This is a genomic window from Bacillus sp. VA15, assembly GCF_055721145.1.
The window spans coordinates 1-22,495 of sequence record NZ_JBVQPQ010000004.1; the positions used below are offsets into that span (position 1 = coordinate 1).

Consider the following 22,495-nt stretch of genomic DNA (forward strand, 5'->3'; position numbering starts at 1 on the left):
CACTTCAACCGGATAACTCACTCTTGTCCCCATAGAAAAAACACCTCCAAGTCTAATTTCGGATAACAATCATCCGTTTTCAAACTTGAAGGTGTTTTTATTTGTCTCATCTTATGGGGTCAGTCCCAAGGTCTGGATGTTTTCTTATTTCACAAACCCAAGCAGCATTTCACGAATGATTTTGCTGGCTGTGTTTGCCGTTTGTTCTGAGTGGTCATATACCGGTGCGACTTCCACTAAATCAGCGCCCTTCACGTTTACCTCTGAACGCGCGATTTCATGAACGGACGCAAGCAGTTCTTTAGACGTGATGCCCCCGGCGTCAACGGTGCCCGTTCCCGGTGCGTGTGCAGGGTCTAATACGTCAATGTCGATTGTGACATATACCGGACGGCCCGCAAGCTTCGGAAGCACTTCTTTCAGCGGTTCAAGCACTTCAAATTTTGAGATGTGCATGCCGTTTTCCTTCGCCCATTCAAACTCTTCTTTCATGCCGGAACGGATTCCGAATGAATACACATTTTGCGGTCCGATCAATTCTGCCGCTTTGCGGATCGGCGTGGAGTGAGAAAGCGGTTCTCCCTCATAGTCAACGCGAAGATCTGTATGTGCATCAAAATGGATAATCGCAAGGTCTGGGTATTTCTTGTGCATTGCTTTAATGACAGGCCATGACACAAGGTGCTCCCCGCCCATGCCCATTGGGAACTTCCCTTTTTCTAAAATACTGTCCACATATTCCTCAATCATATCAAGGCTTCGCTGCGGATTTCCGAACGGCAGCGGAATGTCGCCGGCATCAAAGAAGTTCAGATCGGCCAGATCACGGTCTAAATACGGGCTGTACTCTTCAAGGCCGATTGACACCTCGCGGATTCTGCTTGGGCCAAAGCGTGAGCCCGGGCGATAGCTGACCGTCCAGTCCATCGGCATGCCGTAAAGGATGGCGTCCGCCTCCTCCCACTCGGGACGGCTCGCAATAAATACTTTTCCTGAATAAGCTTCATCAAATCTCATCTATAATACCCTCGCTTTCCTATAAAAAAGCGCAAGATTCGCTCCTGCGCCATACCAACATTATTTAATCAGGTCACTCACAAATTTCGGCAGAACAAAGGCCGCTTTATGAATATCTTTTGTGTAATATTTCGTATCAATTTCAAAGAAACGGCTATCTTCTACTGCAAGTGGATCATATTTTTTCGAACCGATCGTAAATGTCCACAAACCGCTTGGGTATGTCGGAATGTTCGCCGTATACAGCTTCGTAATCGGGAAGATTTCCTTCACGTCTCGCTGTACATTTGTGATTAATTCCGGTGTAAACCATGGGTTGTCCGTCTGAGCGACGAAAATACCGTCTTCTTTCAGCGCCTTCGCGATTCCCGCGTAGAATCCTTTTGTAAACAGATTTACAGCTGGTCCGACAGGTTCAGTTGAATCTACCATGATCACGTCATATTGATTTTCAGATTTCGCAATGTGCATAAATCCGTCATCCACCTGCACGTCAACGCGCGGATCATCCAGTTTTCCTGCGATAGAAGGAAGGAACTTTTTAGAGTATTCGATGACCTTGCCGTCAATATCAACTAGTGTCGCTTTTTTCACGCTCGGATGCTTCAGGATTTCTCTGATGACGCCGCCGTCACCGCCGCCGACTACAAGAACGTGCTCCGGATTAGGATGCGTAAATAATGGGACATGCGCCACCATTTCGTGATAAACGAATTCGTCTTTTTCAGATGTCATCACCATGCCGTCCAAAAACAGCATGTTGCCGAACTCTTCTGTTTCCACCATTTCTAAATGCTGAAACTCCGTTTGTTCTGTATGTAACGTTTTGTTAACCTTCATTGTAATGCCAAAGTTTTTCGTCTGCTTTTCTGTGTACCAAAGTTCGCTCAATTGTCATCTCCCTTTCAAGGCTGTATTTATTTATTGTAAGCGTCTTATCAGCTTTTATTCTCGGTTGAAATCTCATTTTCACCTAAGGAAAAAGTATAGAGGATGGCGGGGAAAAAGTAAAGATACGTCCTGTTCTGCGATGTTTAAAAATGATCTTTTTTTCTCATAATAGTAGAAACATAAAAAAAGGGGGAACCCGTTGTGGATGCAATGACAAATAAACGGCTGAGACTGACGCTGAAAACCGTTCGCGCCTTTATCTTTTTAGGGGCTTTGGCGGCCTTAGCGGCAGCTGCTGTGTTTATGACTGTCATTTTGATAGCCAAATACCAGGGTGCTCCCTCCGTGCAAGTGCCGCAATCCACGATTTTGTATGCGAGTGACGGCTCAAAGCTCGGGGAAACGAATTACGGTGAAAAGCGCTATTGGGTCCCCTTAAAGGACATGAATCCGACGATTGTAAAAGCGACAGTGGCGGTTGAAGACCAGAATTTCTACGATCATCACGGCTTTGATTATAAACGCATGGCCGGTGCGGCGCTTGCTGACCTGAAAGCATTTGCCAAGGTTCAAGGCGCAAGCACCATCACCCAGCAATATGCGAGAAACTTATATCTTGAACACGATAAAACGTGGAAACGAAAATGGAATGAAGCGTTCTACACGATCCGTCTGGAACAAAACTATTCTAAGGACGAGATATTGGAAGGCTATTTAAATACGATTTACTACGGCCATGGCGCCTACGGCATTGAAGCCGCTTCCCGCCTGTATTTCGGCAAGCATGCGAAAAACCTGACAGATGCGGAGGCGGCGCTTTTGGCGGGTATCCCAAAAGGCCCTTCCGGCTATTCGCCGTATGTCAATGAAACAAAGGCCAAGGAGCGCCAGAAAACGATTGTGCGGATGATGGAAAAGCAGCGGATGATCAGCCATAGGAAAGCGGATGAACTGATGAAAGAACCTCTTTCCTATCAGCCTTTGAATAAACAAGTTTCCAAGAGAAAGGCCCCTTATTTCTATGACAATGCGATGAGAGAGCTGGAGAAAAAGCTCGGCCTGACGCGGGAGCAAATTGAAACAAGCGGGTTAAACGTCTATACAACAGTAGATAAACGGATGCAGCGCATCGCCGAGGAGACCATTACCGAAACGGTTAACGCCGGCTCTGACATTCAAGTCGGATTTTCAGCTATTGATCCCCGCACAGGAAACGTTCTCGCTCTTGTCGGCGGCAGGGATTATCAAAAAAGCCCGTTTGACCGGACGACACAGGCGAAGCGCCAGCCTGCTTCGACGATCAAGCCGTTACTGTACTATAAAGCGATCCAGAGCGGATTTACGCCAGTCACCTTGATGAAAAGCGAAGAAACCGAGTTTCAAATTGATGCAAAGGGAGAAACCTATTCTCCAAGCAACTATAACGGATACTACGCCAACAAGCCGATTACGCTTCTGCAGGCGCTGGCGCTTTCCGACAACATTTACGCTGTGAAAACACATCTCTTTCTTGGCATGAACAAGCTCGTACAGGCGGCAAAGGAATTCGGCATCACTGCGCAGCTTCAAGCACTGCCGTCCCTGGCGCTCGGCACCGAACCCGTGCGCCCGATTGAGATGGTCAATGCCTATGCCATGCTCGCAAATGGCGGGAAGCAAATCGAACCGACCTTTATTTCGAGGGTCACGGACGCAGCGGGACATGTGCTGTATGAAAGCCCTAATCAGCATAAACAAGTGCTCGATGAAAAAGCCGCTTTTGTCACGGCGAGTATGATGACAGGCATGTTTGATACGGATTTAAACGGCTATACGTCGGTAACCGGACGGACGATCGCCAACCGCCTGACAAGAACGTATGCGGGAAAATCAGGAACCACAAGCGCAGACAGCTGGATGATCGGCTTCAATCCAAAGCTGGCCGCAGGTGTTTGGACGGGCTATGACAAAAACAGCACCATCGACTCGGTCGAAGAAAAAAGCTATGCCAAAACGATTTGGGCTGACTTCATGGAGAATGCGCTCAAAGGAGAACCGGAAACTGCATTCAAACCGCCAAAAGGCGTAACTGGCGTGTACATTGATCCGGCAACGGGCTACACGTCCGGCCCCGGCTGCACAGCCAAGCACTACACGTATTTTGTGAAAGGCACTGAGCCATCAAACGTATGCTATGGGGCCGAACCAGCAAAACAAACAAAAGACCTGCATCCAGTCAAAGAGAAGCCTGCTTCACCGAAAAAGTGGTGGGACAAATGGCTGGGGCGAAATCATTGAAAATAACCCGTCTCCTCGGAGGCGGGTTATTCGTATGGTTCCTTCATAATGGATGGAAGCAATGTTACGCAATCGAGCTAAACAATCAGTTCCGGGAATCCTTCGAGGATAAGTGGTAATTTCTCATTTCTTTGGCGTCGGCTTTAATCTCCCAGTCACCGACTCGAATGGTTTCGTACATCATCTTACACTTGAAAATGAAAAACCCCGAGTCTTGTTTCGGCTCGGGATTTTCCATGTCCTATTTCTGTATCACCAGTTTACTCAATGTTTACGAAAAATAGTTCAAATTTTCTAAAAGTTCACAGAAAGTTCACAAATTAATTGTCTTCCGGAAGCAGGCCTGTTTTTAATTCATCTGAGGACCGGTCCCATAGGCCCTGATCATGATTTTTCAGAAACTCGCCGAGCACACGCTTCGAGCTGTCGTCCATTTTATCAATGATAATTTTCCGTTTCATTGATTTATCCATTAGATTCACATGCTCAGGCAGCGATTTGTAGCCTCTTCTGATGCTTCTGTCGACCGTCAGTTCACAAGCTGTCACCCCTGCGTAATAAGGCCCCTCTTCTCTTCTGTCAATCGTCACCCACACAAGCCAGTATGGTTTGCCGTTTGGAACTTCTTCTTTATTCGGCAGAAATTTAATTCCTTTTTCAACGGTGCTGCGGGCGTGCATGGCACCGATGTCAACGAACGCTTCTTTTTCCTCTACATCGACGAATACAGGGGAAATGTTATCGAGGCTGAGTGCCCCTACACCGAAACCGCCGTGTCCGTCTGTCGGATCACTTTTGATAATATTAAACCCGATTGATTTTTTCTTTTTTTCTTCCATGAGTTCTACCTCCTACAAAAGCGGTTGAAATATCGCTGAAAACAGCTCTAAAATCGAATCTCTTCCGGCATTGAGCATCGGCCAAAGCACGTAAGATCCGAGCGGTGTCACAAACAGAACCAAAAAGACGATAAAGCCGTAGCTCTCCGCCTGCGTCATCTTGGCACGCACCCCCGGCGGAACGAGATCTTCAATAATCCGATAGCCATCGAGCGGAGGAAGCGGCAGCAGATTAAATAAAAACAAAACAAGATTCAGCTGTATCCAAATGGAAAAGAACTGATCAAGTCCAGTGCTAAATGCCGCAAGCATTTCCATTCCGTACGCATGCATCAACACTAACAAAAAGAAACCGATAAACGCAAGAATCAGGTTACTGACGGGTCCGGCGATAGATACGAGCACACCGGCAAGCCGCGGTTTCTTAAAGAAGCGGCGATTAACGGGAATAGGGCGCGCCCACCCGAAGCCGGCCACCAAAATCAAAATGGTTCCGAACGGATCAAGATGTTTAATCGGATTCAGCGTCAGTCTTCCTTGTCTTTTCGCCGTATCGTCACCGAATTTGTATGCAACATAAGCATGGGCAAGCTCATGTATCGTAAACGACACAATTAACGTGATGACGAGGTATGGCATTAAAGATAACGGATAATATAAAAAACGGTCCAAGTGAGATATCCCTCTTTCTAAAAATGCAAGAATTTACTTTATTCAGTATACTATAAGAAGCCTCTTTTTCTAAAGAGAGGAAACGAGATAAAGGAGGATTCAGCACCCATGCCATACGTAACCGTCAAAATGCTCGAAGGCCGTACAGACGAGCAAAAACGCAATCTTGTCGAGAAAGTAACAGAAGCCGTAAAGGAAACAACCGGTGCTTCTGAAGAAAAAATTGTTGTATTTATAGAAGAAATGAGAAAAGACCATTATGCCGTCGCAGGCAAACGCCTGAGCGATATGGAATAATCTCTATAAAGCCGGCGCTTCGCGCACCGGCTCTTTCTATCCTTATTGGGCCAGCTTCCCAATAATCGCTAGGAACGTCTTTTTCTCTTCGATTGTTAAACGTTCAAACATGCTGTCAATCAGCTGCTGGCGGTTTTCGATCATTTGCTCAGCTGTTCCCCGGCCCGATTCAGAAAGCGTAATCCATACAGTACGGCGATCATTGTTATTTCTGGATCTCTTAATAAACCCCTCCTGTTCTAAATGATTCAGGGCGGTGGTTGTAGCAGAGGGAGACAGTGTGACCTCCTTCAGAATATCCTTTATGGTGCAGCTCCCATGTCTGTATATAATCCGCAGAATAAATCCTCTTACATTATTCACGTGTTTCGGAACAGTGGCTTCATCTAATTGCTTCGTGCTTTTCAAGTATTTTGTAAGTGCGTGATCCAGCAAATTTGCTTCCAGTTTGTCATGGTCCATGTAGATTTCCCCATTTCGAGATGCATTCATAACATACGAACGATATGATTTACTTATTATTTTACTGATTCCGGATAGGGAAAGTCAAAAAAGCAAAATGAGAATTCACAGCTTTTCTCCTAGATACTGCGATTTTTCACCTGTTTGACCAGTTTATCTTTAAACGACTGAAAAGGAACGTGTTCATTCTGCTGATCTCCGAATTGGCGGACGTTTACCGCACCTTCCTGCTCTTCATGATCCCCAAGCACCAGCACGTACGGGATTTTCTGCACCTGCGACTCTCTGATTTTGTAGCCCAGCTTCTCATTGCGCTCATCTATGCGGGCTCTTATCCCCAGCTGCTTCAGCTCTGCCTGCACCTTTCTGCAATAGTCCAAATGAACGTGCGAAACCGGTATGATTTGAACCTGGATCGGTGCAAGCCAGACTGGGAATGCCCCGCCGAAATGCTCGATCAAAATGCCGAAGAACCGGTCGATCGAGCCGAATATCGCTCTGTGTATGACAACAGGACGAACTTTTTCATTGTGTTCATTGATATATGATAAATCAAATTTTTCCGGCATTTGAAAATCAAGCTGTATTGTCGCGCATTGGTGGCTTCGTTTCAGGGCATCTTTTATGTGAAAATCAATTTTCGGCCCGTAAAACGCCCCGTCGCCTTCATTAACCTCATAAGACAGGCCAAGCTCCTCAAGGACGTATGCTAAGGCACGTTCCGACGCTTCCCAAAGGCTGTCATCGCCTAATGAATCCTCCGGGCGAGTCGAGAGTTCGACCGAATACTCGAAGCCAAAAGTACGATATACCTCATCAATCAGCCGAATCGCTTCTTTGATCTCACTCTCAATCTGATCCTCTCGAACGAAGATATGGGCATCATCCTGGCAGAACGTCCGGACGCGAAGCATTCCGTTTAAAGCACCGCTGTATTCATGGCGATGCACCTGGCCGAATTCCGCCATTCGAATCGGCAGATCCCGATACGAATACAGGCTGTTTTTAAAGATGAGCATATGGCCGGGACAATTCATCGGCTTCATTGCGAATCTTGTATCATCCACTTCTGAAAAATACATATTGTCGCGATAATGATCCCAGTGGCCTGACTGCTCCCATAACCGCTGATTCATCATAAACGGCGTACGGACCTCCTCGTAGCCAGCCTTTGTTTGCAGCTCACGCGAGAAGCATTCCAGCTCATTGCGGATAATCTGCCCTTTCGGCAAATAAAACGGCATTCCCGGCGCTTCTGCAGAAAACATAAACAGCTCTAATTGTTTGCCCAGCTTGCGATGGTCTCGTTTTGCCGCTTCTTCCAGCATATGAAGATGTGCATCGAGATCTTTTTTCTTATGAAACGCAACCCCGTACACCCGCTGCAGGACTTCATTTTCGCTGTCTCCGCGCCAATAAGCGCCCGATACTCTTGTCAGTTTGAACGCCTTGATCATTCCTGTAGAAGGAAGATGCGGCCCGCGGCACAGGTCAACGAATTCTCCCTGCTGATACAGCGTGATATCCTCTCCGCGCGGAATATCCTTCAAAATCTCCAGCTTAAACGGCTCGCCTTTTTTGGCAAACAGCTCTTCAGCCTCTTCGTAAGAAACCTCAATTCGTTTGATTTCAAGGTTCTCATTTATAATATTCTTCATTTCTTTTTCGATGGCCTCTAAGTCTCCTGATGTCAAGCTTTGCTCCAGCTTCATGTCATAGTAGAAGCCGTCTTCAATCACTGGACCTATCCCCAATGACACTTCTCCGTACAGACGTTTCACTGCTTGAGCCAGTACGTGCGCTGATGTGTGGCGAAGCACCTGCAAGCCTTCTTGGGAATCAAGTGTGACAATCGAAAGCTCAGCATCCTCCTCCAGCTTAAAGCTGAGATCAACGAGCTTGCCGTTGACCCGGCCCGCAGCCGCCTTCTTTTGCAGACTGGAACTGATAGAACCAGCCGCTTCTTTGATTGTGATGCCTTTCCGATATTCCTTGATCTGTCCGTCCGGAAGCTGAATGTGCACTTGTTTACTCATTTTTAAACACTCCTTCATAATTGTTGGATATAAAAAAACACACCCGTCCCGCTGTAAGGGACGAGTGTGTGATGTACCCGTGGTTCCACCCAAATTCCCGACAAACGCTATGTTGTCGGCTTGGTGCTGTAACGCAGCATAGACGGCATTGGATACTTCAGTTCCCCAATGCTGCTCCAAGGCGGTAAATGATCATCCTAAGCTGGGAAGCTCCCACCTTTCCTTCCCTCTCTGAAAACCGTAACGATCATTCATGTCCTTTTCATCGCATGTATTCAATTCATAAAAAAACACACCCATCCCTCTAAAAGGGACGAGTGTGTGATGTACCCGTGGTTCCACCCAAATTCCCGACAAACGCTATGTTTATCGGCTCGGTGCTGTAACGCAGCATAGACGGCATTGGATACTTCAGTTCCCCAATGCTGCTCCAAGGCGGTAAATGATCATCCTAAGCTGGGAAGCTCCCACCTTTCCTTCCCTCTCTGAAAACCGTAATGATCATTCATGTCCTTTTCATCGCATGTATTTAGTTCATAAAAAAACACACCCATCCCTCTAAAAGGGACGAATGTGTTTATCATCCGTGGTTCCACCCAAATTCCCGATCAACACACATGGTGTATCGGCTTTAAGGTGCTGTAACGCAGCATGACGGTATCAGATACTGGATTTCCCCGATACGGCTCAAAGGCGGTAAGCTGCTTCCCCTGCGTTAGGAAGATCTCAGCTGTCCTTCCCTCTCTGGAAACCGTAAAAAGCATCTCATGTCCTTATCAGTGCCTGTATACATTACTGATTGTTTATGATTTCATATATTTTACAATACATTTTCTGAAACCGCAATCTGTTTTGTAAAAAAAAGCAAAAGAAACGGGTCATTTCTTTTGCTTGGTATGGTTAACAAATCTGCTTCAGTTCTTCTATGTATTGAAGCGCTTCGTCATATTCTTCATTTGTATATTTTTGCTTGCTTTTGATTGTAAAGACTTTTTCTTTCTTTTCCTCAGCCTCAAGCCCGTCAAAGTAAAGGATCGTGGAAACCAGCTCTAAAAACCGTGATGAACGGCTGTTTACACTGTCGATATAGCCTTTGATATCCGGCATATCCAGATCAGCATGGTCTAAAAATGCAGAGCCTGTCTCAGTCAGCGAATAACGGTATTGAAAGTAGCCGCCCTTTTTTTCCTTCACCTCATGCAGAAATCCAAGGTTGCACAGCTCTTCAATCTGGAGCGTCAGTTCCTCTGAATACGGTCCATAAAAGTGAAAATCATATTTCTCATAGAAAGGAAACTGCATTTTCTTTGCGATATAAATCATTTTCTGCAGCTTCTTCCGCCCGATGATTTCTCCAGAATCCGAGAACACCTTCATCAGTTTTGCATGTTCTTTCAACAAATTCCCGACATCTCCTTTTTCCTTCTTTCCAATTTCTATGTCAGTCCCAGCAGCTGCCGGATTTTCATTTTCGTTTCCGGATGTTCAGAGCCGTCACAAATCAGGTCCTTCGGATAGTACAGCTTGTGGTCCGTCCGACGTTTCCCGGAGATGGATTCCACAATAGCCGACTGTCTGGACAGCTCTTTAATTTGGCCGTTTTGCGTCAAGAGATGGATCGGCAGACGCTCCTCTTCCTCTCCAGGACGGTAAAAATCGTATGGCAGATCTGAAGAAGAATCGACGACCAAATAGTAACTCGGATCGATTCCCGCCTCTTTGAACAATGAAGTCAGCTCAAAATAAGCCGACATTTCTTCATTCGGATTGAATTCAACGTATTGGAACAGCTGGCGGTTAATGAATCTTCGGCACAAATCAGATAAAATCGCGTCTTCTTCATCCTCCCAGGCCTGGAAGTAATACAAAATAATAGATTCATCAAGCTTCAAATAATCCTCCAGCGTCAATTTCCCTTCAAAAATAGAATAGAAATGAACCGGAGCGTGAGTGAAGACATAGCCTTCATCGTGCAGCTGCTTCGCCCTGTGAAGAATCTTCGTTAAAATAACCTCTGCGCTTCTTGTCACAGGATGGAAATACACCTGCCAGTACATTTGGTAGCGGCTCATGATATAGTCTTCGACAGCGTGCATCCCGCTTTCTTTAATGACGATCTGATCCTCGCGCGGTCGCATCACCCGAAGAATCCGCTCCATATCAAAATGGCCGTAGCTGACGCCCGTATAATATGCGTCGCGCTGCAGGTAATCCATGCGGTCTGCGTCTATCTGACTTGAAATCAGGCTGACCACTTGCTTGTTTTTATATGTTTTGGCAATGACTTCAGCAACATCCTGCGGGAAACGCGGGCTCACCTTTCTGAGCACCTGATTGACCTCTGTGTCCCCCAAAATGATATCTCTTGTAAAATCTTCGTGGTCAAGGTGAAAGACTTTTTCAAATGAATGCGAGAACGGCCCGTGCCCGAGATCATGAAGCAGCGCCGCGGCCAAACAGAGTTCGCGCTCACTGTCATCCCATTCAGGGCGGCCTTTAAAGACGTCATCAACCATTCTCCTGACAATTTCATAGACACCGAGAGAATGGTTGAACCGGCTATGCTCAGCGCCGTGGAACGTCAAATACGTCGTGCCGAGCTGCTTAATTCTGCGGAGACGCTGAAATTCGCGGGTTCCGATCAAATCCCATATCAGCTTGTCCCGAACATGAACATAGCGGTGCACCGGATCTTTAAACACTTTTTCTTCTGATAATTTTCCATTTGGATACGCCATCGTCATTCCCTCTTTTTTTTAGCCGTGTTTCTATTATATCGACTCTATTCTTTGAAAACATCCTTGAATTTGCCCGGCGATTTGTTCCATCTTTACGAAAAACACGTTATGTGAAGCAAAAAAGCCTGACCTGAGGGCCGAGGCTATAAAAAATATGTTTTTACTTTTTTATTTTCTTTTTTACTTTGTCAATCAGCTCATCCTCTGTCGGAGCTGACAGCGGGCGATTGTTCACAAAAGCAAATGATTTTTTCCGTCCGGGTCCGCAATAAGATTGGCATCCTACCTCAACTTTTGCGTCCGGGTCCACTTCTTTTAAACGCGGCAGCAATGTTTTGATATTAGTGGCTTGGCAATCATCACACACTCGAAATTCATTAGCCATGACGTACGCTTCCCTTCATTTCTATGTTCATCTATGTGAATAACCTAAAATCGCTTTTCAAAAAAAATCACATCACTCTTCATTTTACAAGGATTCGACTGTTCCTGCAAGCCGCTCCATCCTTCGTATCTCCTATTCTTTCAGCCAACTTGTATAAATATTTTCCAAACTGGACATTCTAATACCATGAAAAGAAAAATGGGAGTTGAGATAAATGACAAAACAGCGACAAGACGCTTGGTCAGAAGAAAATGATCTGCTTTTAGCCGAAACAGTGCTTCGGCATGTGAGGGAGGGCAGCACTCAGCTGAACGCCTTTGAAGAAGTCGGTGATAAATTAAACCGGACATCTGCAGCCTGCGGATTCAGATGGAACGCGGTAGTCCGCCATCAATATGAAAAAGCGCTTCAGCTTGCGAAAAAACAGCGAAAACAGCGGATGAGAGCGCTCGGAAACGGGCAGCCTGCGAAAAAAAGGCTATTATATCAGCCTCCTGCGGTTGATCCTGAAATCGTTCAAGAAACCGCTGCAGAGGAGCCGGTTAAAACAGACGCCCCATCAGCTGAAAATGAGCAGCAGCCTTTCATGTCAGGCGAACACATGCCTTTTGTGGATGAAAGCTTTAAGGAAGAGTTAGCTAGTCTATCACACTTATTGTCTCCCCAAACACCTGCAGCCGCGCCAGAGATGACGATGAATGATGTGATCCGCTTCCTGCAGAATTACGAAGGCAATAACGAGCAATCATCGGCATTAAAAATGGAAAATGAGCGTTTAAAGAAAGAAAATCAGGAATTGCAAAGCAAAACGGAACAGCTTGAGGCAGAAGTACAAAAGCTTGAAAAAGACCAAAAAACGATCCAAGAAGATTATGAAACCTTGGTGAAAATTATGAATAGAGCCAGAAAGCTAGTTTTATTTGAAGAAGATGAACATGCCTCTCCGTCCTTCAAAATGGACCGAAACGGCAATTTAGAAAAAATGGCAGAGTAAGTTAGAAAAATCCCAAAACAGCTGTTGGTTTTGGGATTTTCACCATGTACAAAATCCCCTTTTCCATTGAGAAAAGAGGATTTTATTATTTTGCAGCCGGCTCCGCTATTCTTGTAAAATGAGGCCAAGCTTATGTGAATCTATCAAGACATGTGAGCTGCCCCGGCCGTTTTTTGTTTCCGAGGCGCAGCGGAAATGACCAGAAGCCCTAGCATCATCAGTGCAATGCCGAGCCACGAGGAAAGTGAAAGCATTTCCCCTATGAAAAACACGCCCAGCAATGAGGCCGTCAGCGGTTCAGCTAAAGACAGCGTGACCGCCGCCGAGGCCGGAACCCCGGTAAGCCCTTTCGCAAACAAAAAGTATGCGGCGCATGTTGCAATTAACCCGATGTAAAGGCTCGTTCCCAATCCTCTCGGTGTCAATATCCACGAGATATCTGACTGCCATAAAAGCGGCGTCAGCAGGATGGCACTGATCATAAAGACAACGGCTGAAGTCGCTCGCGGAGGCTGGGTTTTCATCATCGCTTTACTGATGAGCGTATAGCCTGCAAAAGAAGCACCCGCTCCGAGCGCCATAAGAACGCCAGCCACATCAATCCGAACATTCGAACTGTCGGAAAACAGGAGCCAGCAACCGGCTAAAGCCAGTACAGTCGCGATCCACCAAGAGTTTCGCGGACGTTTTTTCAATACGGCCCACTCCATGCTTCCGGCAATGATAGGTGCACTGCCGATCGCAATCACTGTCCCCACTGCGATTCCGGTTTCTTTAACGGCTGTGAAAAACAGCGGCTGGTAACACGCCATACAAACTGCAGCTGATAATACGAGCGGCCATGACCAATTTTTCACGTGAAGCTCCCGGCTGATCCAAACCGCAAGCAGCATGGCGCTTCCTCCTATTAATAATCTGAACGCTCCGAATGCCAGCGGTGTGGAGCTTTCTGGAGCCATCGCCTGAACGGTTCCCGTGGTTCCCCAGAAGAAAGCCGCGATCAGCACAAACAGGCTGTAAAAATTCCCTTTCATCTGCCTCTCCCCTTTGTATATGGATGCTGATGTCATTTTATCGTTTTTCTTTTTGTCAGGGTTATCTGAATGTAAGAAGGATTTATCTGAAAATAAGATTGTTGGGGATAAAATACCGCTTGAAATAAAAATTGCATGCCGGCCGATACAGCTGGCATGCGAAGAACGTTCATCCAAATACCTTTGCATTCCGCTCAGCCATCCGGACGAGGTTTTTCTCAAATTCCATTTCCTCATCAATGGACAGTCCGGCTGAGTATAGATGGGTGCTTAACGCTTTTAATTCTGTCAGTAAAGCGAACATTAAGTCTTGTACGGAGATGTCTGTTTGCAGTAGCTCGCTTAAGGACGCCATCGTTTCGGGACGTATCTCAGGATAGACACCTTTTTTATCGTTTCGTTTGTCCTTCAGCGCCGCTTGGTAGAATCGTCTGATCAAATCGGCTCTTTCACTGCCGCTTTTATCCGCGCAGAGATAAATTTGAACAGCAACTCCGCCGCGAACGCGTCTTTGAGAAATGCCGGCGAATTTTTTTCCATTTATGCTAAGGTCATAGCTGCCGGGACAATAAGATCCTTCAATTTCATAGGCTTCGATCTTTGCATTGTACGGTTTTAGCATCCGTCTCATCAGCTCAACCATCGCTTCATATCCTTTGTCTATATCGATGCCTTTCTTTTCGTCTTCGAATATGAGAGAAATATTTAAAACGCCTTCATCCAAAACGACGGCAAGACCGCCGGAATTGCGTACAATCACACGGTATCCTTCGTTTTCCAGCAAGGAGATTCCATCCTGCAAAAACGGGAGACGCGTATCCTGTATTCCAAGGACAATTGTATTGTGATGAACCCATGAGCGCGCTGTCGCCGGCGACACGCCTTTTCCGACGGACATGCACAGCGTATCATCCATTGCGAAGGATTGCTTCGCATCAAATAAAGGGCCGAGACTGGATTGGTCAATGACTCTCCATGTCGGCTGCATCAGTAAATCAATCGGTTGGTTTGCCATCTATGTAAAACCCTTTCATGTTAGGCTTATAAACGAATACTATTATATCATTTCAGCCGCTGTGATTGATAATTGCTTTTCAGCATCGTAATGAAAATTTCTTTGTTTTTTGTATTCTCCATGAGAGGAGAATGAATGTAAGACAGCTTGCGCTTTAACGAGAAATCTTTTATATGGAGAATTGAAATTTCACGGTGGATCAAATCCTTATGCAGCACGCTTCTGGATAAAACCGACAGTCCCATGCCGTTGATCACCGCTTCTTTTACACCTTGATTGCTGCTGATGGTGAACATCGACTTTGGCCGCAGCCCGTTTGAGCTGAGAACATGATCGAGATATTCTCTCGTCCCGGAGCCTTTCTCTCTTGTCACCCATGCTTCGTTTTGCAAATGGCTTATCGAGATATCTCTCCGTCCGGCCAGCGGATGCTGATTCGGCGCGGCAATGCACATTTCATCTTCCATGAACGGTTCAATTTCCAGTTCATTCTCGTTTGTATGTCCTTCAATCAGTCCGATATCAGCCTGAAGCATCCGCACACGCTCGCTAACCTCCTCCGTATTTCCAATCATGACATCGAGATTCAACTCTGGATACAGCTTTTGCAGCTGGGCCAAGAGCGGCGGAAGAATATACTCTCCGATCGTAAAGCTGGCAGCAATTTTCAATTCGCCTTTCACATAGTGATGATGCGCATAGATTTCAGCCTTTGCTTGCTCGTAGAGAAATACCATTTGCTTTGCTCTTTGATACAAAATGTCTCCTGTCGGCGTTGTCGTAAAGTGTTTTGGCGACCGGTTCAGGAGAGCCGTTTGAAATTCTTTCTCAAGATTTTTGATATGCAGACTGACGCTGGGCTGGGAGATCATCAGCTTTTCCGCCGCTTTTGTGAAGTTTTTTTCTTCTACTACCGCTATAAACGTTTTCAGCACGTCGTAATACAAAAACCCCACCCCTGTCATTAATGAAATATATGGTTATGATCAGTTTTCTTTATTGTACTCATATCATCTGTCTTGGTAAAGAAGGCTATACGGAGACGCAAAAAAGACAGCCCTCCGGAAGAGAGCTGCCATCGTCTTCATTTTTCTTACAGTGCTTGCGCCGCTGTAATTAATGCGAGATTGTAAACATCTTCAGCGTTACATCCTCTTGAAAGGTCGTTTACAGGCATATTTAAACCTTGCAGGATTGGTCCTACCGCTTCAAAGTTGCCCAAACGCTGAGCGATTTTATAGCCGATGTTTCCTGCTTCAAGGCTTGGGAATACGAATACGTTAGCATCCCCTTTGATCTCGGAATCCGGCGCTTTTTTCTCAGCTACAGATGGAACAAATGCAGCATCGAATTGGAATTCGCCGTCAAGTGTCAGTTCAGGCGCTTTTTCTTTCGCGATTTTCACCGCATCCGCTACTTTTTCTGTTTCATCAGATTTTGCTGAGCCTTTTGTAGAGAAGCTGAGCATTGCCACGCGAGGCTCAATGTCGAACATTTTTGCCGTATTGGCACTTTCGATCGCAATCTCGGCAAGATCTTGGCTGTCAGGCGCAATGTTGATCGCGCAATCTGCGAATACGTATTGCTCTTCTCCGCGAGCCATGATGAAGACGCCGGAAGTCTTTTTCACGCCTTCTTTTGTTTTGATGATTTGAAGAGCCGGGCGGACAGTGTCGGCTGTTGAATGAGCCGCTCCGCTTACAAGTCCTTGTGCAAGGCCTTTGTACACCAGCATTGTACCGAAGTAGTTCTCATCTAATAATGCTTTACGAGCCTGTTCTTCTGTTGCTTTGCCTTTACGGCGTTCTACGAATGCTTGTACAAGGTCTTCCATGCCTTCATATGTATGAGGATCATAAATCTCAACGCCATCTAGCGTCAGGTTCAGTTCTTTTGCTTTTGTTTGGATCTCATTTTCATTGCCGATCACAATCGGATTCAGCACTTTGTTTCCTGCAAGCTTGCTGACCGCTTCTAAAATACGCTCGTCTAAGCCTTCAGGAAATACAATTTTAACGTCTTTTCCAGCTACTTTTTCTTGCACTGTTGAAAATAAATCTGCCACAATAAAACCTCCTCAAAAAGTTACAAAAACGCTTTCTTTTACTAGCATACTCTTCTTCCAATCAAATTCAAACAGCCAACTTTCATTATAGCGCTTTCATAAAAAAATCTTATTTTTCTAATTAATTTAAGTGACTCATTCTTTCCTTATAGCTTCTCTTATTTTTATGGAGTTATACGAAAGGGATGTTCAAGGTTTCTCCACAGTAGAATCGGATAAACTATGGTATAGTGAAGGCAACAATGAAAAGATAATAGGAGTGAAGATAAATGAGTGAACAGCAAATGACCAATGAAGCGGCGAAAACGCTTGACGGCTGGTATGCGCTTCATGATTTCCGCACAATGGACTGGACTTCCTGGAAGCTGCTGTCCAGTGATGAGCGCCAATCTATCATACATGAATTCACAGGATTGCTTGAAAAATGGGGCGTTGCCCAAAAAGAAGGAAAAGGATCGCAGACCCTTTACAGCATCGTCGGCCAAAAAGCTGATTTTATGCTGATGATTCTTCGCCCTACAATGGAAGAATTAAATCAAATTGAGCTCGAATTCAACAAATCAAGACTTGCTGAGTTCACCATTCCGGCTTACTCCTACGTATCAGTGGTAGAGCTGAGCAACTACTTGGCAAGCGGCGACGGCGACCCTTACGAAAATCCGCATGTGCGTGCGCGCCTTTACCCTGAATTGCCTGAGTCAAAATATGTATGCTTCTATCCAATGGATAAAAGAAGATCCGGCAATGACAACTGGTACATGCTTTCAATGGAAGAACGCAGAAACTTGATGAGAAGCCACGGCTTAATCGGCCGCAGCTATGCGGGCAAAGTCAAACAGATCATCACCGGCTCCGTCGGTTTTGACGATTACGAGTGGGGCGTTACATTGTTCAGTGATGATGTGCTCCAATTCAAAAAGCTTGTGTATGAAATGCGTTTTGACGAAGTCAGCGCTCGCTACGGCGAATTCGGTTCATTCTTTGTCGGCAACCGCCTTTCTCTTGATACACTTCCTCAATTCCTATATGTATAATATCTCTCCCGCCCAAGCCGGCGGGAGTTTTTCGATCCTCCTTTATCAGAATTTAAATAAAATTTGCTATTTTCTCTGTTTTTTCTTACGATGTAGTTAATAATCCATTTTTTTCAAAGGGGTGCTGTTATTTGTCAAAACGAACCGCATTTATTATGGGAGCCAGTCAAGGGATTGGAAAAGCAATTGCTCTGAAGCTAGCAGACCAGCATTTTTCCGTCGTCATTAATTCGCGAAACTTGGACAATATTGAATCTGTCAAAAAAGACATTTTGGCCAAGCATCCTGAAGCGAGTGTCATTGTCCTTGAGGGTGATATGTCTGACCAGCATACGAGAGCCGATATTTTTCAAAAAATCGAATCTCAATGCGGACGGCTTGATGTTCTGATTAATAATATCCCGGGCGGCGCGCCTGACACATTTGATAATTGTAATATAGAGGATATGACGGCCACGTTTACACAGAAAACCGTCGCCTATATTGACGCTATCAAGCGTGCCGCTTCACTGATGAAACAAAACGAGTTTGGCAGAATCATCAACATTGTCGGAAACCTGTGGAAAGAACCCGGCGCCAATATGTTCACAAACAGTATGATGAATGCTGCTTTAATTAACGCCAGTAAAAATATTTCCATCCAGCTTGCTCCTCACAACATTACTGTCAACTGCCTGAATCCTGGTTTTATCGCTACAGACCGTTACCATCAATTTGTGGAAAATGTGATGAAAAAGAACAGCATATCCAAACGGGAAGCAGAAGAACAGATTGCTTCCGGGATTCCGATGAAGCGTGTCGGATCAGCTGAAGAAACCGCAGCGCTCGCCGCGTTTCTCGCCTCTGAGGAGGCCTCCTATATCACCGGACAGCAAATTTCCGCTGATGGCGGCAGCATGAAAAGCATATAAAAACATCCCGCTTTTTAGCGGGATGCTTCTTGTAATGATGCAAACGGCAGGTTCAGCTTTTGAATCCGCATGACAAACTCCCGCAAATCCTCCTGCTTCGACACCATCGATATTCTGACATGCCTTTTTCCGTTGCTTCCGAATATTTCGCCAGGTGTGACAACGACATGGGCATGCTCCAGCAAGTAATCGGAGAATTGGTGAGATGTCTCAAACGTTGTCGGAATTTCAGCCCATACGTAAAACGTTCCTTTTGGCTTTTCCATCTTCCAGCCCAGTTCCTTTTCACACAGCTCCGTAAAAAAGTCAATTCGTTCCTCGTAGATTCGTTTTAAGGATTCCGTTTGCTCCGGATCTCCTGAAAGCGCGGCACTTGCCGCCTGCTGCAATCCGCCGAACATGCCGACAAATACATGATCCTGAAATTCATTGACGGCCTGAATGATCTTCTCATTCCCGACGGCAAACGCCATTCTCCAGCCGGCCATGTTAAATGTTTTTGAAAATGAATAAAGTTCTGCCCCGACAGCTTTGGCATCCTCTGCCACAAGAAAGCTGGCCGGCTTTTTATCGAATTCAAACGCGCCGTACGCAAAATCATGAATCAAGTGGATGTTGTGCTCTTTCGCAAAAGCAGCCGCTTTTGCATAAAAAGCCGCATCGGCCACAGCTCCCGTCGGGTTATTCGGATAATTCAAAAACATGAGCTTTGCTTTTTCCAGCACAGCGGGATCGATCTTTTCAAAATCCGGCAGATAGCCATTTTCTTCATACAGTGGCATTTCGTGCAGCTCAGCTCGCGCCATCGTAATTCCTGACAGGTATTCAGGGTAGCCTGGATTCGGGACCAAAGCGATGTCTCCCGGATTAAGCAGGCATTGTGTCAGCACATATAAGCCGGCTTTTCCGCCGCCGAAGAGCGCAACTTCCGTTTCAGGATTGATTGACACCCCGTATTCTCTTTTATAGAAAGCAGCGATCGCTTCCTTCAAAAAAGGATAGCCTCTGAATGGGCCGTATCCATGAAATGAAGGATTCAGGGACGCCTCCCGCAAAGCCTCCACAATATGCGGCGGAGTCGGAAGGTCAGGGTTTCCCTGTCCGAGATTAATGATATGGGCCCCCGTTTTTTCCAATTCCTTCACCTTTTGAAAAACGAGAGAAAACTCTTGCTTTGGAAGTGTCTTGATGACGTCGGACGGTGTTATTTCCATCTAAAAGACTCCTTTTTGCTCCGTTTTGTTATCCCGTTCCAAAAACGATTTGTTGACGAGCTTCGTATGCAGAAACAATCCGCTTACGATCACAACAATCAGCCCCATAATGACTGGAGCGTTAAAGACGTTGATTAACATCGAACCAACAGAAATGCATAATCCGATCGACGCTTCCGCCACCGAAAAAATGCGCCCTTGAATCTGGTTCGCCGCGTTCTCCTGAACCTTCACCTTTGCAAGCACTTCCCCGTATTCCATCGCGATGAAAAAGAGGATTGCGGCGATGACAGAGACAGCGAAGATCGGCGTGAATAAAAACAGTGCCAGCGAGACAATGGATAAAACGGTAAAGTACGTCAGGCCTCTATTGTTGTTAAAGCCCCATTTGCTGACAAGCGCTGCCCCAATGAAGCCGCCGAAGCCGATGCAGAATGTGAGAATAAAGTTGCCGATTTCCCCGTCACCCAAAAAGCGGCTGACAATCGGAAAATAGCTGTACACAATTCCCCACAGCAAAGCCATCGTAATCATCGTAAACATGGCGTTTAATACGAAAGCATTGGTTTTGATTTCCTTGAGTCCTTCTTTAAAAGACTGAAAGGCCTCTTTTATGTTTTCAGATTGAATCGGCACGAATTGCAGCTTAATGCGGCTGATAAAAATGGCCGAAATCAAGTATGTCACACCGTTAAAAGCAACAGCCAGCTCTACAGAACCGCCTAACAGAAAAAGCCCTCCGGCAGCTGCCCCGACGATGATGGAGATGGTCGTCGCTTTTGCAAATAACGTGTTGATGCTTTTAATATCTGATTCCAATGATGACATGACAGCGAGACGGGCCGGGTTAAAAAACACGCCGCTTCCATAAGAAATAAACAGCAAGGCCAGAAAAATCAGCGGATACTCGCCTTTTGGAAGAAATGTGAGCCCCAAAAAGATGATGCCCCTGATGATATCCGTCCACAGCATGATCTTAATTCTGTCTAACCGGTCGACCAGAACCCCCAAAAATGGCTGGAACACCATCGGAATGCTTCTGACCACGATGACCCCCGACGTCACCCAATAATCGTGATAATATGTAGACAAAATGAGCAGGGCAGGGAGAACACAATAGTCTCCCATAAACGATAGCGCCTGCCCGTAAAGCAAGTATTTAGAGTTGGGTTTTAACTGTTTCATACTGGCAGCACATACTTTGCCGTCAGCTTCGCATGCTGCTGAATTTGTCTGATTGATTCAGCCACATCCTGTGAATTGCTGCCTTTCAGTTCAAATGCAGCAATGGAGTTGAAGGCTTCAAACAGCGTCAAATCAACTGATGTGCCTGGTGCCGCAGCCGAAAAAGAAACGATTTCTGTATCACCCTTCAATAGCCCGTCCGGAATATCGATCGCTTCGATCACCAAATCCTCAGCAGTTTCAGGGATCTGGCCATTTTGTTTGAAATGCTGAGGGTACAGATGGCAGTCAGCGACATAGTAAGGCTCTTGATCCAATAACCCGTCCGGCAGATCAGCATCTTTTCCGAAACAGAGAACATCTAATAATAATTGCGCCATATCAAGGCCGAAAACCTTTTTAATGTTAGGAATCATATTCCAGCCGGCGAATCTGGCTGCCGACTCTATTAAACCCGGTTCTCTGTTTTTCATTAGCTTGATTTCTGTATGTGTTGCGCAATTTTGCAGTCCAAGCCCTTCATTTGCCTTTTTAGCCGCTTCGACAATTTTCTTTTTCGCCTTTTCATCCAAAATGGACGGCGTAATATGTGATGTTTCTGTAAATCCAATTTGCGGCGTTTTGTCATGAATGGCGATCGGAAAATACTCACCATCAGCCATAATGCCTTCTATGCTGATATAGTCGGAGTACCCTTCTGTTTGATACCAGTCTCCGTACTCACCCTGTAAAAATTCTTCAGCAATAAACGGCGCTTCAAATGTGACCGCCTTCGGCACGTTAATCGATTTGAGATAGTCATTGACTCTGTTAAATTCATCTTCTGCCGTCTCCGTGTCGGTTATCAGCGTTACGCCGATTGAACTCGCTAAGTATGTAGGCTTCAAAATAAGAGGTGTGCCGATCTCTTCAAGTGCAGCACGAAAATCCTCAAGAGTTGTGACTCGTTTGTTTTTGATCGATTTGACTCCGGCCTTATTAAAAGCGTCCCTCATTTTATTTTTATCTCTGGCATTTTCGGCTGCCTGCACGCCGGCGCCCCTCAGGCCCAGGCGTTCACAGGCTTTCGCCATCGGAGCAATGAATAATTCATTGTTTGTTGTGATGGCGTCCGCCTCAAACATTTCGGCAACCTTGACGATTTGCTCGACAACCTCTTCTTCAGGCTTGTCATGATCCTCATGTGCCCAATAAATTGAATCGGGATGCTCAAAATCAGCTAAGCTCTGAAAATAGTCTTTATCTTTTATGACCGCGACCGAGTATTTTTCAATCAGTGCTGCATGGGAGGCTGTAATTGCAAAAGGTCTTGGAATAAAGCTAACCAGGTTATATTTTTCAGCAGCGCTTTTATAAAACATGTGTGGCGGGCAGCCTCCAAGATCAGCGATGACCAATACTGTTTTTCTCTCCATATGTAAAACACTCC

Annotated in this window: 22 protein-coding genes and 2 other annotated features; of the genes, 5 read left to right on the forward strand and 17 right to left on the reverse strand. The window is 45.8% G+C overall.

The window, feature by feature from the left end:
* Positions 1 to 144 precede the first annotated feature (144 nt).
* Entirely contained in the window at positions 145 to 1,017 is an 873-nt protein-coding gene (gene speB / locus AC0DBE_RS11790; protein WP_014115562.1) for an agmatinase, read from the reverse strand.
* 60 nt (positions 1,018 to 1,077) lie between these two features.
* Positions 1,078 to 1,908 carry a spermidine synthase gene (speE, locus tag AC0DBE_RS11795; protein WP_003222027.1) on the reverse strand — a complete coding sequence of 277 codons (831 nt, stop codon included), beginning with the start codon at positions 1,906 to 1,908 and terminating at the stop codon, positions 1,078 to 1,080.
* 201 nt (positions 1,909 to 2,109) lie between these two features.
* Here speE and AC0DBE_RS11800 point away from each other — a divergent pair, with 201 nt between their 5' ends.
* The gene (locus AC0DBE_RS11800) at positions 2,110 to 4,185 is read left to right on the forward strand and encodes a transglycosylase domain-containing protein (protein WP_072182347.1); all 2,076 of its coding nucleotides are present in this window, start codon (positions 2,110 to 2,112) and stop codon (positions 4,183 to 4,185) included.
* A gap of 320 nt (positions 4,186 to 4,505) precedes the next feature.
* Here the strand turns inward: AC0DBE_RS11800 and AC0DBE_RS11805 are convergent, their stop codons facing one another.
* Together AC0DBE_RS11805 and AC0DBE_RS11810 are read right to left on the reverse strand one after the other, a co-directional pair.
* Complete coding sequence (locus AC0DBE_RS11805) at positions 4,506 to 5,024, reverse strand: YwhD family protein (protein WP_003222033.1); 519 nt, start codon at positions 5,022 to 5,024, stop codon at positions 4,506 to 4,508.
* A 12-nt stretch (positions 5,025 to 5,036) separates the two neighbouring features.
* The gene (locus tag AC0DBE_RS11810; RefSeq protein WP_061186518.1) at positions 5,037 to 5,696 is read right to left on the reverse strand and encodes a site-2 protease family protein; all 660 of its coding nucleotides are present in this window, start codon (positions 5,694 to 5,696) and stop codon (positions 5,037 to 5,039) included.
* Between the two features lie 108 nt (positions 5,697 to 5,804).
* On the opposite strand from AC0DBE_RS11810, the gene AC0DBE_RS11815 reads away from it, so the two are divergent.
* Positions 5,805 to 5,993: a 2-hydroxymuconate tautomerase gene (locus tag AC0DBE_RS11815; protein WP_003222038.1), complete on the forward strand. Its 189-nt coding sequence runs from the start codon at positions 5,805 to 5,807 to the stop codon at positions 5,991 to 5,993.
* 42 nt (positions 5,994 to 6,035) lie between these two features.
* On the opposite strand, the gene AC0DBE_RS11820 is transcribed toward AC0DBE_RS11815, so the two are convergent.
* From AC0DBE_RS11820 to AC0DBE_RS11845, 6 genes are all read right to left on the reverse strand, one after another.
* On the reverse strand, positions 6,036 to 6,455 hold the full coding sequence (locus AC0DBE_RS11820) for a MarR family transcriptional regulator (RefSeq protein ID WP_014115567.1): 420 nt from the start codon (positions 6,453 to 6,455) through the stop codon (positions 6,036 to 6,038).
* A 119-nt stretch (positions 6,456 to 6,574) separates the two neighbouring features.
* Positions 6,575 to 8,491: a threonine--tRNA ligase gene (thrS, locus tag AC0DBE_RS11825; protein WP_472962249.1), complete on the reverse strand. Its 1,917-nt coding sequence runs from the start codon at positions 8,489 to 8,491 to the stop codon at positions 6,575 to 6,577.
* 53 nt (positions 8,492 to 8,544) lie between these two features.
* Positions 8,545 to 8,766: a binding site (T-box leader), on the reverse strand.
* 31 nt (positions 8,767 to 8,797) lie between these two features.
* Positions 8,798 to 9,020 (reverse strand) — a binding site (T-box leader).
* Positions 9,021 to 9,099: 79 nt separating this feature from the next.
* Positions 9,100 to 9,255: a hypothetical protein gene (locus AC0DBE_RS11830; protein ID WP_133063232.1), complete on the reverse strand. Its 156-nt coding sequence runs from the start codon at positions 9,253 to 9,255 to the stop codon at positions 9,100 to 9,102.
* A gap of 136 nt (positions 9,256 to 9,391) precedes the next feature.
* Complete coding sequence (locus tag AC0DBE_RS11835) at positions 9,392 to 9,892, reverse strand: YwgA family protein (RefSeq protein WP_003222046.1); 501 nt, start codon at positions 9,890 to 9,892, stop codon at positions 9,392 to 9,394.
* 35 nt (positions 9,893 to 9,927) lie between these two features.
* On the reverse strand, positions 9,928 to 11,229 hold the full coding sequence (locus tag AC0DBE_RS11840) for an HD domain-containing protein (protein WP_014115571.1): 1,302 nt from the start codon (positions 11,227 to 11,229) through the stop codon (positions 9,928 to 9,930).
* Positions 11,230 to 11,389: 160 nt separating this feature from the next.
* A complete protein-coding gene (locus tag AC0DBE_RS11845; protein ID WP_003222050.1) occupies positions 11,390 to 11,614 on the reverse strand; it encodes a YuzB family protein in 225 nt (74 codons plus the stop codon).
* Positions 11,615 to 11,828: 214 nt separating this feature from the next.
* Between AC0DBE_RS11845 and rsfA the strand changes: the two genes are divergently transcribed.
* On the forward strand, positions 11,829 to 12,608 hold the full coding sequence (rsfA, locus tag AC0DBE_RS11850; RefSeq protein ID WP_014115572.1) for a prespore-specific transcription regulator RsfA: 780 nt from the start codon (positions 11,829 to 11,831) through the stop codon (positions 12,606 to 12,608).
* A 143-nt stretch (positions 12,609 to 12,751) separates the two neighbouring features.
* On the opposite strand, the gene AC0DBE_RS11855 is transcribed toward rsfA, so the two are convergent.
* From AC0DBE_RS11855 to pta, 4 genes are all read right to left on the reverse strand, one after another.
* Positions 12,752 to 13,642 (reverse strand): carboxylate/amino acid/amine transporter, encoded by an 891-nt coding sequence (locus tag AC0DBE_RS11855; RefSeq protein ID WP_114151111.1) that lies wholly within the window; start codon positions 13,640 to 13,642, stop codon positions 12,752 to 12,754.
* Between the two features lie 169 nt (positions 13,643 to 13,811).
* The gene (gene ywfL, locus AC0DBE_RS11860) at positions 13,812 to 14,657 is read right to left on the reverse strand and encodes an octanoyl-[GcvH]:protein N-octanoyltransferase (RefSeq protein ID WP_114151110.1); all 846 of its coding nucleotides are present in this window, start codon (positions 14,655 to 14,657) and stop codon (positions 13,812 to 13,814) included.
* A gap of 47 nt (positions 14,658 to 14,704) precedes the next feature.
* Positions 14,705 to 15,604: a cysJI operon transcriptional regulator CysL gene (gene cysL / locus AC0DBE_RS11865; RefSeq protein WP_114151109.1), complete on the reverse strand. Its 900-nt coding sequence runs from the start codon at positions 15,602 to 15,604 to the stop codon at positions 14,705 to 14,707.
* Between the two features lie 146 nt (positions 15,605 to 15,750).
* Positions 15,751 to 16,722, reverse strand: coding sequence for a phosphate acetyltransferase (gene pta / locus AC0DBE_RS11870; RefSeq protein ID WP_014115576.1), 972 nt, complete (start codon positions 16,720 to 16,722; stop codon positions 15,751 to 15,753).
* 269 nt (positions 16,723 to 16,991) lie between these two features.
* Between pta and hemQ the strand changes: the two genes are divergently transcribed.
* A complete protein-coding gene (hemQ, locus tag AC0DBE_RS11875; RefSeq protein ID WP_014115577.1) occupies positions 16,992 to 17,756 on the forward strand; it encodes a hydrogen peroxide-dependent heme synthase in 765 nt (254 codons plus the stop codon).
* 131 nt (positions 17,757 to 17,887) lie between these two features.
* Positions 17,888 to 18,667, forward strand: coding sequence for an NADPH-dependent reductase BacG (gene bacG / locus AC0DBE_RS11880; RefSeq protein ID WP_014115578.1), 780 nt, complete (start codon positions 17,888 to 17,890; stop codon positions 18,665 to 18,667).
* A 14-nt stretch (positions 18,668 to 18,681) separates the two neighbouring features.
* On the opposite strand, the gene bacF is transcribed toward bacG, so the two are convergent.
* The 3 genes from bacF to bacD are packed head-to-tail and all read right to left on the reverse strand — an operon-like array spanning position 18,682 to position 22,481.
* Entirely contained in the window at positions 18,682 to 19,881 is a 1,200-nt protein-coding gene (gene bacF / locus AC0DBE_RS11885) for a transaminase BacF (RefSeq protein WP_061186524.1), read from the reverse strand.
* Positions 19,882 to 21,066 carry a bacilysin exporter BacE gene (gene bacE / locus AC0DBE_RS11890; protein ID WP_061186525.1) on the reverse strand — a complete coding sequence of 395 codons (1,185 nt, stop codon included), beginning with the start codon at positions 21,064 to 21,066 and terminating at the stop codon, positions 19,882 to 19,884.
* Positions 21,063 to 22,481 (reverse strand): alanine--anticapsin ligase, encoded by a 1,419-nt coding sequence (bacD, locus tag AC0DBE_RS11895; protein WP_061186526.1) that lies wholly within the window; start codon positions 22,479 to 22,481, stop codon positions 21,063 to 21,065. The genes bacE and bacD overlap by 4 nt, the downstream gene beginning before the upstream one ends.
* Positions 22,482 to 22,495 lie beyond the last annotated feature (14 nt).

What these genes read in the sequence shown, in the direction of transcription:
- speB (WP_014115562.1), bottom strand. Translation starts at nt 1,017, where the DNA reads ATGAGATTTGATGAAGCTTATTCAGGAAAAGTATTTATTGCGAGCCGT.
- AC0DBE_RS11805 (WP_003222033.1), bottom strand. Translation starts at nt 5,024, where the DNA reads ATGGAAGAAAAAAAGAAAAAATCAATCGGGTTTAATATTATCAAAAGT.
- AC0DBE_RS11815 (WP_003222038.1), top strand. Translation starts at nt 5,805, where the DNA reads ATGCCATACGTAACCGTCAAAATGCTCGAAGGCCGTACAGACGAGCAA.
- AC0DBE_RS11820 (WP_014115567.1), bottom strand. Translation starts at nt 6,455, where the DNA reads ATGGACCATGACAAACTGGAAGCAAATTTGCTGGATCACGCACTTACA.
- thrS (WP_472962249.1), bottom strand. Translation starts at nt 8,491, where the DNA reads ATGAGTAAACAAGTGCACATTCAGCTTCCGGACGGACAGATCAAGGAA.
- AC0DBE_RS11830 (WP_133063232.1), bottom strand. Translation starts at nt 9,255, where the DNA reads ATGCTTTTTACGGTTTCCAGAGAGGGAAGGACAGCTGAGATCTTCCTA.
- AC0DBE_RS11840 (WP_014115571.1), bottom strand. Translation starts at nt 11,229, where the DNA reads ATGGCGTATCCAAATGGAAAATTATCAGAAGAAAAAGTGTTTAAAGAT.
- AC0DBE_RS11845 (WP_003222050.1), bottom strand. Translation starts at nt 11,614, where the DNA reads ATGGCTAATGAATTTCGAGTGTGTGATGATTGCCAAGCCACTAATATC.
- rsfA (WP_014115572.1), top strand. Translation starts at nt 11,829, where the DNA reads ATGACAAAACAGCGACAAGACGCTTGGTCAGAAGAAAATGATCTGCTT.
- AC0DBE_RS11855 (WP_114151111.1), bottom strand. Translation starts at nt 13,642, where the DNA reads ATGAAAGGGAATTTTTACAGCCTGTTTGTGCTGATCGCGGCTTTCTTC.
- ywfL (WP_114151110.1), bottom strand. Translation starts at nt 14,657, where the DNA reads ATGGCAAACCAACCGATTGATTTACTGATGCAGCCGACATGGAGAGTC.
- hemQ (WP_014115577.1), top strand. Translation starts at nt 16,992, where the DNA reads ATGAGTGAACAGCAAATGACCAATGAAGCGGCGAAAACGCTTGACGGC.
- bacF (WP_061186524.1), bottom strand. Translation starts at nt 19,881, where the DNA reads ATGGAAATAACACCGTCCGACGTCATCAAGACACTTCCAAAGCAAGAG.
- bacE (WP_061186525.1), bottom strand. Translation starts at nt 21,066, where the DNA reads ATGAAACAGTTAAAACCCAACTCTAAATACTTGCTTTACGGGCAGGCG.
- bacD (WP_061186526.1), bottom strand. Translation starts at nt 22,481, where the DNA reads ATGGAGAGAAAAACAGTATTGGTCATCGCTGATCTTGGAGGCTGCCCG.